The sequence below is a fragment of the Enterobacter sp. LM3 genome (assembly GCF_046622475.1).
In the GTDB taxonomy this organism is placed as follows: domain Bacteria; phylum Pseudomonadota; class Gammaproteobacteria; order Enterobacterales; family Enterobacteriaceae; genus Enterobacter; species Enterobacter cloacae_P.
Genome location: NZ_JBJURN010000001.1, coordinates 439,499 through 451,388, shown reverse-complemented (window position 1 = coordinate 451,388; position 11,890 = coordinate 439,499). Strand labels below are relative to the sequence as shown.

General features: G+C 54.1%; 11 protein-coding genes. 1 reads left to right on the top strand and 10 read right to left on the bottom strand.

The window, feature by feature from the left end; all coding sequences use genetic code 11:
• Positions 1 to 272: 272 nt before the first annotated feature.
• The 10 genes from rihA to miaB form a co-directional block, all read right to left on the bottom strand.
• Positions 273 to 1,214, bottom strand: coding sequence for a pyrimidine-specific ribonucleoside hydrolase RihA (gene rihA / locus ACJ9N4_RS02090; protein ID WP_196390987.1), 942 nt, complete (start codon positions 1,212 to 1,214; stop codon positions 273 to 275).
• A gap of 120 nt (positions 1,215 to 1,334) precedes the next feature.
• Positions 1,335 to 2,060: an amino acid ABC transporter ATP-binding protein gene (locus ACJ9N4_RS02085; protein ID WP_014069335.1), complete on the bottom strand. Its 726-nt coding sequence runs from the start codon at positions 2,058 to 2,060 to the stop codon at positions 1,335 to 1,337.
• A complete protein-coding gene (gene gltK / locus ACJ9N4_RS02080; RefSeq protein WP_182274112.1) occupies positions 2,060 to 2,734 on the bottom strand; it encodes a glutamate/aspartate ABC transporter permease GltK in 675 nt (224 codons plus the stop codon). The genes ACJ9N4_RS02085 and gltK overlap by 1 nt, the downstream gene beginning before the upstream one ends.
• Complete coding sequence (gltJ, locus tag ACJ9N4_RS02075; protein ID WP_182274113.1) at positions 2,734 to 3,474, bottom strand: glutamate/aspartate ABC transporter permease GltJ; 741 nt, start codon at positions 3,472 to 3,474, stop codon at positions 2,734 to 2,736. Before gltJ ends, gltK begins: the two co-directional genes overlap by 1 nt.
• Before the next feature lie 155 nt (positions 3,475 to 3,629).
• Positions 3,630 to 4,535, bottom strand: a complete 906-nt coding sequence (locus tag ACJ9N4_RS02070) for an amino acid ABC transporter substrate-binding protein (protein WP_182274114.1) — start codon at positions 4,533 to 4,535, stop codon at positions 3,630 to 3,632.
• A gap of 401 nt (positions 4,536 to 4,936) precedes the next feature.
• On the bottom strand, positions 4,937 to 6,475 hold the full coding sequence (lnt, locus tag ACJ9N4_RS02065; protein ID WP_182919593.1) for an apolipoprotein N-acyltransferase: 1,539 nt from the start codon (positions 6,473 to 6,475) through the stop codon (positions 4,937 to 4,939).
• A 5-nt stretch (positions 6,476 to 6,480) separates the two neighbouring features.
• Positions 6,481 to 7,359 (bottom strand): CNNM family magnesium/cobalt transport protein CorC, encoded by an 879-nt coding sequence (gene corC / locus ACJ9N4_RS02060; protein WP_182274116.1) that lies wholly within the window; start codon positions 7,357 to 7,359, stop codon positions 6,481 to 6,483.
• An 89-nt stretch (positions 7,360 to 7,448) separates the two neighbouring features.
• Entirely contained in the window at positions 7,449 to 7,916 is a 468-nt protein-coding gene (gene ybeY / locus ACJ9N4_RS02055) for an rRNA maturation RNase YbeY (protein WP_003858677.1), read from the bottom strand.
• Positions 7,913 to 8,959: a PhoH family protein gene (locus tag ACJ9N4_RS02050; RefSeq protein WP_182274117.1), complete on the bottom strand. Its 1,047-nt coding sequence runs from the start codon at positions 8,957 to 8,959 to the stop codon at positions 7,913 to 7,915. The genes ybeY and ACJ9N4_RS02050 overlap by 4 nt, the downstream gene beginning before the upstream one ends.
• A gap of 162 nt (positions 8,960 to 9,121) precedes the next feature.
• Positions 9,122 to 10,546 (bottom strand): tRNA (N6-isopentenyl adenosine(37)-C2)-methylthiotransferase MiaB, encoded by a 1,425-nt coding sequence (gene miaB / locus ACJ9N4_RS02045; RefSeq protein WP_182274118.1) that lies wholly within the window; start codon positions 10,544 to 10,546, stop codon positions 9,122 to 9,124.
• Between the two features lie 135 nt (positions 10,547 to 10,681).
• Here miaB and ubiF point away from each other — a divergent pair, with 135 nt between their 5' ends.
• Positions 10,682 to 11,857: a 3-demethoxyubiquinol 3-hydroxylase gene (gene ubiF, locus ACJ9N4_RS02040; RefSeq protein WP_182919594.1), complete on the top strand. Its 1,176-nt coding sequence runs from the start codon at positions 10,682 to 10,684 to the stop codon at positions 11,855 to 11,857.
• Positions 11,858 to 11,890 lie beyond the last annotated feature (33 nt).

Genomic DNA, 11,890 nt, shown 5'->3' with positions numbered 1-11,890 from the left:
ACAACGGAGGGTTAACACCTGCCGAGATGGAAAGACAAAGAACCTCAGGTCGTGTCCAAATTAAGTAGACCACTTCAGTGAGGGCATCAGGCCGCACGAGGTAAAAGCAAAACGGCAACTGCGTTGCCGTTTTTAGTGTTTGTTCCCTCTCCCCGTGGGAGAGGGCCAGGGTGAGGGCATCAGGCCGCACGAGGTAAAAGCAAAACGGCAACGCAGTTGCCGTTTTTAGTGTTTGTTCCCTCTCCCTGTGGGAGAGGGCCAGGGTGAGGGCATCAGGCCGCACTATAAAAACCGAGTCTCTCCGCCAGCAAATCCACAAACGCCTCCCGGTCAATATCTACCATTACCGTGGTATTGGGGGTGTTCCCGCTCAGCGAGTAGTAATCCACCACCGTCATCCCCTGGGTATATTTCCCCTGCGTTTCAACGCCGACCCACCTGTCTACCGTGGTAAACATTTCGGGTTTCAGCAGCCAGGCAATAGTACACGGGTCATGTAGCGGTGCGCCGTGGAAGCCCCATTTCTCCGCTTTATGGTATTCCATAAAGAAGTCGAGCAGCTCTGCAACCGTTGTGGCAACCGGGTTACCGATGGTACGAAAGCGTTCAATGTCGTCGGCCATAATCTGCGCACGGTGGGTCACATCAAGCCCTGCCATCACAACCGGCAAACCCGACTGGAAGACAATTTCTGCGGCTTCCGGGTCGACAAAAATGTTGAATTCCGCCGCAGGCGTCCAGTTCCCTAGCCCCATCGCACCGCCCATTATCACAATTCGGGCGATTTTGTCGTGCAGTTCCGGATGGCTGTTGAGCAGCAGCGCGACGTTGGTCTGCGGGCCGGTGGACACCAGTGTGACGGGTTCAGTGCTTTCGCGCAGCACTTTTGCCATCAGTTCAACGGCGGTGCAGTTTTGCGGCGCAAAACCCGGCTCAGGGAGGGCAGGGCCATCCAGCCCACTTTCACCGTGAACGTTGTCAGCAATGATCAGCTCACGCATTAACGGTTTCGCGGCCCCGCCAGCGACCGGGATATCGGTGCGTTTTAACAGCGTTAGCATACGCAGGACGTTGCGCAGCGTTTTTTCTGGCGTCTGGTTTCCGGCAGAGGAGGTGACGGCTTTGACCTCCAGTTCAGGGGAGGCAAGTGCAAGGACGAGTGCGATCGCGTCATCATGACCCGGGTCGCAATCAAGAATGATGGGCTGTGTCATAGGGTTCTCCATTCCTGGCGTTATTTTGTGACAAGGTTAACGCTGCATTGAGATACCGACGAGAACAAGAGACAGAAAGCGTGAAGCAGTGCGCAATCCGTAGACTGCGCACTGAGAAGATTAATGCAGGATTTTGGCGAGGAAGTCTTTCGCGCGTTCGGATTTCGGGTTGGCGAAGAACTCTTCTTTTGGCGAGTCCTCAACAATTTTGCCTTCGTCCATGAAGATCACGCGGTTGGCCACTTTACGCGCGAAGCCCATCTCGTGCGTCACTACCATCATGGTCATTCCTTCATGCGCCAGCTCAACCATGACGTCCAGCACTTCGTTGATCATTTCCGGATCAAGCGCGGAAGTGGGTTCATCGAAAAGCATGGCAACAGGATCCATACACAGCGCACGTGCAATAGCCACGCGCTGCTGCTGACCGCCGGAAAGCTGTGCCGGGAATTTATCGGCATGAGCGGACAGCCCCACACGTTCCAGTAACTTCAGCCCCTTCTCGCGCGCGAGTTTTTTATCACGCTTAAGTACTTTCACCTGCGCCAGCGTCAGGTTCTCGATAATGGAGAGGTGCGGGAACAGTTCAAAATGCTGGAACACCATCCCGACGTGAGAGCGCAACTGGGCAAGGTTGGTTTTCTTGTCATTGACTTTGGTGCCGTTGACGAGGATTTCACCTTGCTGCACCGGTTCCAGACCGTTGACCGTTTTGATAAGCGTGGATTTACCAGAGCCGGACGGTCCACACACCACCACTACATCGCCTTTTTTCACTTCGGTGGAGCAGTCGGTCAGCACCTGAAAGTGCCCATACCATTTAGAAACATTTTTCAGGGAAATCATTATACCGTCCTTTTCTTCAGCCAACTGACCAACAGCGACGCGCTTAAACTAATCACAAAATAGACACTACCTGCGAAGAGCACCATCTCGACCTGCGTACCATCACGCTCACCAATGGTGGACGCAGTACGGAAGAAGTCTGCCAGGCTCAGTACGTAGACCAGCGAGGTATCCTGGAACAGCACGATACCCTGGGTCAGCAGGAGTGGAACCATAGCGCGAAACGCCTGTGGCAGAATAATGAGCTGCATTGACTGCCAGTGCGTCATCCCCAGCGCCAGAGCCGCGCTGGACTGCCCACGGGAGATGCTCTGAATACCCGCACGGATAATTTCTGAGTAGTAAGCGGCCTCAAACATTGAGAACGCCACCATCGCTGAAATCAGGCGGATATCGGTTTTGGGTGACAGCCCCAGTACGTTTTGCAGGAAACCGGGAACGATCAGGTAAAACCACAGCAGCACCATCACCAGCGGGATGGAACGGAAAACGTTAACGTAGGCCGTCGCAAACCAGGCGAGCGGCTTAAAGCTCGACAGACGCATGACCGCCAGCAGGGTTCCCCAGACGATACCAATAATAATGGCCGTCACGGTGATCTTTAAGGTGATCACCAGGCCATCCAGCAGGTATGGCATAGAAGGAACAATAGAACTCCAGTCAAAATCGTACATTATTTACCCCCCAGATTGCCCGGCAGGCGAATTTTGCGTTCAACCAGGTTCATCACCAGCATGATGAATGCGTTAATCAGAACATACGCGAGCGTGATTGCCGTGAAGGATTCCCAGGCATGAGCGGAATAATCCAGCAGCTTGCCAGCCTGTGCGGCCATATCCACCAGACCGATAGTGGAGGCGATGGCCGAGTTTTTCACCAGGTTCATCATCTCTGAGGTCATCGGCGGAACGATAACGCGGTAGGCGTTAGGCAGCAGCACATAGCGGTAGGTTTGTGGCAGTGTCAGACCCATCGCCAGACCGGCATTCTTTTGTCCGCGCGGAAGGGACTGAATGGCAGCACGTACCTGCTCGCACACACGGGCAGCGGTAAACAGCCCCAGACAGAGCATTGAGGAGACAAAGAACTGAATGTTCGGATCCAGTTCTGACTTGAACCACGTACCGATATTTTCCGGCAGCAGTTCCGGGATAACCAGATACCAGGTAAAGAACTGCACAATCAGCGGAACGTTACGGAACAGTTCCACATACAGGGTGCCGAGGGTTGAAAGAAAGCGGTTAGGGACGGTGCGCAGAATACCGAACAGTGAACCGACAAGAAACGCGATAATCCACGCCGTTATCGATAATGCAACGGTGACCTGAAAGCCGCTCCATAGCCAGCCAAGATAGGTGGTGTTGCCGAACGGAGCTTGTTGCAGAAAAATGCCCCAGTTCCAGTCTATTGACATAATAAACTCCAGAAAAAAAAGGGTAGCAGCGCTACCCTCGAAGATTGGTGAGAAGCTCATTTTTCGCGCTGAGTGGGGAACGACCACTCAACGTATAGTCTGTCCATGCTTCCCGACAATCGAGAGGGCAGGAGATCCCGCCCCTGTTGTTCTAATTAGTTAAGAGCTTTGTCGTTTGGTGATTTGAACAGTGCTTTCATGTCGTCAGACAGTTCGAAGTTCATGTTCAGGTTCTTCGGTGGGATTGGGTTCTTGAACCACTTGTCGAACCATTTTTCCGCTTCACCGGAAGTTTGTGCCTGCGCGATGGTGTCATCGATCAGCTTTTTGAAGTCTGCGTCGTCTTTACGCAGCATACAACCGTAGGCTTCTTTTGATTGCGCGGTGCCGACGATTTCCCAGTTGTCTGGTTTCTTCGCTTTCGCGCGTTCACCTGCCAGCAGGGCATCATCCATCATAAACGCAACGGCACGACCACTTTCCAGAGTACGGAAGGAGTCACCGTGGTCTTTCGCGCTGATGATGCGCATATCCATTTTCTTCTCGTCGTTCAGCTTGTGCAGCAGCACTTCTGAGGTGGTACCGGAGGTCACAACGACGGCTTTGCCTTTCAGGTCAGCAAAATCTTTAATCTCGCCGCCTTTTTTGGTCAGCAGGCGGGTACCAACCACGAAGATGGTGTCAGAGAAAGCAGCCTGCTTCTGACGTTCAAGGTTGTTAGTGGTGGAACCACATTCAAAATCGAAGGTGCCGTTTTGCAGCAGTGGAATACGGTTCTGAGAGGTGATTGGAATCAGTTTTACCTGCAGGTCAGGTTTGTTCAGCTTTTTCTTCACGGCTTCAACGATAGCGTTGGAGTAATCCTGTGAATAGCCCACGACTTTTTGCGTGTTGTCGTAGTAAGAGAACGGGACAGAAGATTCACGGTGGCCGACCACGATCACGCCGTTTTTGGCAATCTTATCGAGAGTGCTTCCTGCTGCCGGAGCGTCTTCAGCGTGAACGACGCCTGCGGACATCCCCATAACCAGCATTGCTGTGGCCAGTTTACGTAATTGCATACCCAACTCCTTTCTTATCAGCGCCAGCGACGCATTGATACCCATTGTGATGTTGTTATATCTCGCGCTATGCGAGTGCAGTGTTATGCAAGCTTGTTAACATTTAGTCTGGCTTAATGTAAAGATTTTGCTGCGTTATTGTTTATTTTTGCGAGGCGCGCCGCACCATTCAGAGGCAAAAATCTCTCGTTGCACCGTTTCGGTGCTACCGGTGATCGACTCTGGTGCGACAAGGTTGCACATTAAGCTAAACTGCGTTTGCCTGAATAAACAAAGCAATAGGCGTGCCAGAATGAGAGTTTGGAGGAAATTGTCGGGTGACGGCTACGCCTTACCCGACCTACAGCATGAGAAAGTAGGCCGGGTAAGGCGCAGTCGCCACCCGGCAGGAAAAGGTGAGATTATCTACGGCGCTGGCGAAGGCTCATCAGCACTGCACCAAAACCAAACAGAGCGGTCAGGATCCACAGCGGCCAGTTGCCGGTGCGGGCGTATGGCGTCAGACCTGTTGTCGGTGTGACCCTTGTCGTCAGCACGTCGCGTGTGAATTGCGGGATCATGGCCTGGATTTCGCCCTGCGGGCCAATCACGGCGGTGATGCCGTTGTTGGTGCTACGCAGCAGCGGACGCGCCAGCTCCAGGGAGCGCATACGCGCCATCTGGAAGTGCTGCCACGGGCCAATCGACTTACCAAACCAGGCATCATTGGAGATGGTCAGCAGGAAGTCGGTATCCGGGCGGAAGTTATCGCGTACCTGCTCGCCGAGGATGATCTCGTAGCAAATGGCCGCTGTCAGGGCAAAATTGTGCGCATGCAGCTGTGGCTGAACGTACGGGCCCCGGCTGAAGGAGGACATCGGCAGGTCAAAGAATGGAGCCAGCGGGCGCAAAATCGACTCCAGCGGTACAAACTCACCAAACGGCACCAGGTGGTTCTTATTATAACGGTCGGTGGAGTTGTAGCTGTATTCGCTGTCTTTGCCGAGCGTAATGATGGTGTTGTAGGTGTCATAACGGTTTTGCTGATTCAGTCGTGCATCGACAATCCCGGTAATCAGCGTACTGCCGCGTGCGCGCAGCAGATCGTTCATCATGTTCAGGAACGGTTGCTGATTCATTTCCAGATCGGGAATGGCAGATTCCGGCCAGATAATCAGCTGCGATTTCCCCATCACCTCTTCGGTCGCGTTGGCGTAGATTTTCAGCGTGTTCAGTAGCTGCTTCTCGTCCCACTTCATCGACTGCGGAATATCGCCCTGCACCATAGACACCTGTGTCGCGCGCTCTGGCTGCAGGGTATACCACTGGATGTAACGCAGCGGGAAGGGAAGGGCAAACAGCACCAGAGCGGCGACCAGCGGTCGCCAGCTGCGGGTAACCAGCGCCAGTACCAGCAGGCCACTTACCACCATCAGCAGGAAGTTAATGGCCTCAATACCCATTACCGGTGCCAGCCCTTTCAGCGGGCCGTCGATCTGGCTGTAGCCGAACTGTAGCCACGGGAAGCCTGTCAGCACCCAGCCGCGCAGGAATTCGGTAATTTGCCAGACAACCGGGGCCGCAATGGCGACGCGGATCCAGGTCGTTTTTGGCCACAAGCGAGAGAGGATGCCGGCGAAAAGACCGGTATACAGCGAGAGATACGCGGCGAGCAACACGACCAGGAAGACGTTAACTGGCCCCGGCATACCGCCAAACTGGGCGATGCTGACATAAACCCAGTTGATGCCTGAGCCAAATAGCCCCAGCCCCCAGACGTAGCCAATAGCGGCGGCCTGTACCGGACGGCGGTTTAAGGTTAACCCCTGCAGCCCCATCAGAGACAGGAGCGCGGCAGGCCAGATATCGTAAGGAGAAAAAGCCAGCGTACCGCTGGCTCCGAGCAACAGCGCCAGCAGCAAACGGACGCGCTGGCGTTCAAGCAATGAGGCAAATGCCATTTACATTAATCTTCCAGTTTTGGCACCGGTGAGTCGTCCGGCATTCTGACGTGAACCTGAATAATACGTCTGCTGTCGGCCATCGCGACCTTGAATTGGTAACCGTCGATGTCAACGGTTTCCCCGCGAGCCGGGAGATGACCAAAGGCCTGCATCACCAGTCCGCCGATGGTATCCACCTCTTCGTCACTGAAATGGGTGCCAAAGGTGTCGTTGAAGTCCTCAATCGAGGCTAGCGCGCGCACGGTCCAGGTATGGCGGCTGAGCTGACGGAAGTCGATATCCTCTTCTTCGTCATACTCGTCTTCGATTTCACCCACGATCAGCTCAAGAATATCTTCGATCGTGACCAGACCGGACACGCCACCAAATTCATCAATCACAATCGCCATGTGGTAGCGCTGAGAGCGAAACTCTTTCAGCATCCGATCCACACGTTTACTTTCCGGCACGACCACGGCCTGGCGTAACACTTTTTCCATGCTGAAGGCTTCGGCATCGCTGCGCATAAACGGCAGCAGATCTTTCGCCATCAGGATCCCTTCAATGTGATCTTTATCTTCGCTGATGACCGGGAAACGCGAGTGGGCGGATTCGATGATGACATCGAGGCACTCGTCCAGCGTCTGGTTACGTTTCAGGGTGATCATCTGCGAGCGGGGGATCATGATATCGCGAACACGCTGGTCGGCGATGTCCATGACCCCTTCGAGCATTTCGCGCGTATCTTCGTCGATAAGGTCGTTTTGCCCGGAATCACGAATCAGCTCCAGCAGTTCGTCACGGTTTTTGGGTTCGCCGTGGAAAAGCTGGTTCAGAATGAAGGAGAAAAATCCTTTTTTACCGTTTGTCGTGTCGCTACTGTGTGAATTGTCGTCGCTCATGGCGTTTGTTAAGGGTTCTCTTGTGAGTTCTCAGTTCACCGCCGCGTTAATTCCTTGCGCGGCGGCATGTTAGTCAGCCTGATGACTGACTATTCTTTCTCGGCAATGTACGGATCCTCATAGCCCAGAGCAAGCATTATCTCTGTCTCGAGGGACTCCATCTCTTCCGCTTCGTCATCTTCAATATGATCGTAGCCCAGCAGATGCAGGCTGCCATGTACCACCATGTGTGCCCAGTGGGCCTCAAGCGGTTTTTGCTGCTCTTTGGCTTCCTGTTCAACTACCTGACGGCAGATGATCAGATCGCCCAGCAGTGGCATTTCAATGCCTGGTGGGGCTTCAAAAGGGAAAGAGAGCACGTTGGTCGGCTTATCTTTCCCACGGTAGGTCAGGTTAAGCTCATGGCTTTCTGCTTCATCCACCAGGCGAATCGTGACTTCTGATTCTTCCTGAAACTGAGGGATTACGGCATCCAGCCATTTCTGAAACTGCGCCTCTTCTGGCATGCCGGAATTGTCTTCACAGGCCAGTTGTAAATCGAGGATCACCTGACTCATTTTTGTTCTTGCTCCTGCGCTTCGCGCTTACGTTCTGCAGCCAGTTCGGCCTTACGTTTTTGTTCTGCTTCTTCCCAGGCTTCATAGGCGTTAACGATGCGTGCGACAACCGGATGGCGTACCACGTCTTCGCTGTGGAAGAAGTTAAAGCTGATTTCGTCGACTTCGGCCAGCACTTCAATGGCGTGACGCAGACCCGATTTGGTGCTGCGCGGCAGGTCGATCTGGGTGACATCACCGGTGATGACCGCTTTCGAGTTAAAGCCGATACGCGTCAGGAACATTTTCATCTGTTCGATGGTGGTGTTCTGGCTCTCATCGAGAATGATGAAGGCGTCGTTAAGCGTACGGCCACGCATGTAAGCAAGCGGAGCCACTTCGATAACGTTGCGCTCAATGAGCTTCTCAACTTTCTCAAAACCCAGCATTTCGAACAGCGCGTCATACAGCGGACGCAGGTACGGGTCGACCTTCTGGCTGAGATCGCCTGGCAGGAAGCCCAGTTTTTCACCGGCCTCTACCGCCGGGCGGGTCAGCAGGATACGGCGAATATCCTGACGCTCCAGTGCATCAACGGCAGCGGCAACCGCCAGATAGGTTTTACCTGTACCCGCCGGACCTACACCGAAGGTGATGTCATGGTCGAGGATGTTGGCGATGTACTGCGCCTGGTTCGGCGTACGCGGTTTAATGACGCCGCGCTTGGTTTTGATGTTGATCGCCTTGCCGTAGTCCGGCACGCTTTCTGCGCTCTGCTCAAGCACGCGCGCCTCTTTAATGGCGAGGTGGATCTGCTCCGGTTCGATATCCTGCGTTTCGCCACGCATCGGGGCGGTATCGACATACAGGCTACGCAGAATATCCGCAGCGGCGTTGACGCAAATTGGGCGTCCGGTAAGTTTGAAATGGTTATCGCGACGATAGATTTCGATACCCAGACGTCGCTCCAGTTGTTTGATGTTGTCATCAAACGGCCCGCACAGGCTCAGCAGGCGAGCGTTGTCTGCAGGCTCAAGGCTAATTTCACGCGTGTCTATGTTCAAACCGTTCCTCTTTGATTGGTTAGCTGACCTGGTGCCATATGGCGTAATAAAGCGGTCATTACCGAAATTATTCACGCCACAGAATAAAGGCGCAAGCATTGCGGAAGATATTGGGACGTTGAGAGGAAATACAAGGCCTGCCGGACAGGCAGGCCAGAGGCATTAAGGCTGGTAAATACCTACGCCAGAATCGTTTTCTTTGCGGGTACGAGAAATAACGGATTCCGGTGATTCAGCAATACGCAGACCCATTTCATCTTCGGTACGTACCCGCTTCGCACGCAGAGAGTTGGTCAGCACCTCGACAATTTCGACGTCGACGAATTTGCCGATCATATCCGGAGTACCTTCAAAGTTCACCACGCGGTTATTCTCGGTACGGCCGGACAGCTCCATAATGCTTTTGCGGGAGGTGCCTTCCACCAGGATGCGCTGGGTGGTGCCGAGCATACGACGGCTCCAGGCGTTTGCCTGCTGGTTGATACGTTCCTGCAGAATGTACAGACGCTGTTTTTTCTCTTCTTCCGGCACATCGTCGACCATATCGGCCGCCGGGGTGCCAGGACGTGCAGAGAAGACAAAGCTGTAGCTCACGTCAAAATTCACGTCTCCGATGAGCTTCATGGTGCGTTCAAAGTCATCATCGGTTTCACCAGGGAAGCCGACGATGAAGTCTGAGCTAATCTGGATATCCGGACGAGCTTCACGCAGCTTGCGGATGGTGGATTTATACTCCAGCACCGTATGCGGACGCCCCATCAGGTTCAGTACGCGGTCAGAGCCACACTGAATCGGCAGGTGCAGGAAGCTCACCAGCTCCGGCGTATCGCGATAGACATCGATGATGTCATCGGTAAATTCCATCGGGTGGCTGGTGGTAAAGCGAATACGATCAATACCGTCAATCGCGGCGACCAGGCGCAGCAATTCCGCGAAGCTGCCGGTGGTGCCGTCATAGTTTTCACCGCGCCAGGCGTTAACGTTCTGGCCCAACAGGTTCACTTCGCGTACACCTTGCGCAGCAAGCTGTGCGATTTCAAACAGAATGTCATCGGCCGGGCGGCTGACTTCCTCACCGCGAGTGTAAGGTACCACGCAGTAAGTACAGTATTTGTTGCAGCCTTCCATGATGGAGACGAAGGCGGTCGGGCCGTCCGCGCGCGGCTCAGGCAGACGGTCGAATTTTTCGATCTCCGGGAAGCTCACGTCTACAACCGGGCTACGATTGCCGCGAACCTGATTGATCATCTCAGGCAGGCGGTGCAGGGTTTGAGGGCCAAAGACGATATCCACGTAGGGGGCTCTCTGGCGGATCAGCTTACCTTCCTGCGACGCGACGCAGCCGCCCACGCCGATGATCAGGTCCGGATTTTTTCGTTTGAGAAGTTTCCAGCGACCTAACACGTGAAAGACTTTTTCCTGCGCTTTTTCACGAATTGAACAGGTGTTTAACAGCAGCACATCGGCTTCTTTCGCATTTTCAGTCAGCTGGTATCCGTGGGTTGTATCCAGCAGATCGGCCATCTTTGATGAATCGTATTCGTTCATCTGACAGCCCCAGGTTTTTATATGGAGTTTTTTAGTCATCGACTTGCTCAGCTCAGGATTGCAAGCCGCGTATTGTAATGCTTTGGTGGGGTTGTGACCAGTATGAAGGTTGTCAACCTCAGGACCACAAAAATCCGGTAAACTTAAGGGATTCTCCAATAAGGATAAATGACCATGACTCTCCAACAAACCGAAGTTGCCGTTGTCGGCGGCGGTATGGTCGGCGGCGCACTGGCGCTGGGGCTGGCGCAGCAGGGATTTGAGGTAACGGTAATTGAACAGGCGGTGCCTGCGGCATTTGATGCAACGGCCAAACCGGATGTACGGATTTCCGCCATTAGTGCGGCTTCCGTTGATTTGCTTCGGGGGCTGGGCGTCTGGGATGCGGTGCTGGCGATGCGTGCCCATCCCTATAGCCGACTCGAAACGTGGGAGTGGGAAAATGCCCACGTCGCGTTTGATGCTGCTGAACTGAAGCTGCCGCGCCTGGGCTATATGGTGGAAAACAACGTTCTGCAGCTCTCGCTCTGGCAGGCGCTGGAGGCGCATCCGAAGGTAACGCTGCGGGTTCCTGCATCACTTAAGGCATTACATCATCACGAGAGTGGGTATGTGCTGACGCTGGATAATGACGATGAGCTGTCTGTAAAGCTGGTGGTGGGGGCTGATGGCGCTAACTCACAGGTCAGACAGATGGCGGGCATTGGTGTGCATGCCTGGCAGTATCAACAATCCTGCATGCTGATCACCGTTCAGTGTGAGAAGGCTCCCGGTGAAAGTACCTGGCAGCACTTTACGCCAAATGGGCCACACGCCTTTTTACCGTTGTTCGATAACTGGGCATCGCTGGTGTGGTATGACAAACCGGCGCGCATTCGCCAGTTGCAGGGGCTTTCAATGGCGCAACTGCAGCAGGAAATTATGCAGCACTTCCCGCATCGTCTGGGCAATGTGACGCCGGTTGCTGCCGGCGCATTCCCACTCACGCGACGCCATGCGTTGCAGTATGCCCGTGAAGGGCTGGCGCTGGTGGGCGATGCGGCACACACCATTCATCCGCTTGCAGGGCAGGGCGTGAATTTGGGATACCGTGACGTCGATGCTTTGCTGGATGTGCTGGGTAATGCACGCAATCATGCGGAAGCCTGGGCCAGCCATCAGGTACTGAAGCGCTACCAGACACGGCGTATGGCAGATAACTTCATTATGCAGTCAGGGATGGATCTGTTCTATGCCGGATTCAGTAATGACTTAGGCCCGGTACGTATTCTGCGCAATATTGGCTTGATGGCGGCGGAACGCGCCGGTGGTCTGAAGCGCCAGGCGCTGAAATATGCATTAGGACTTTAATCTTTATTCCCTCTCCCTGTGGGAGAGGGGCAG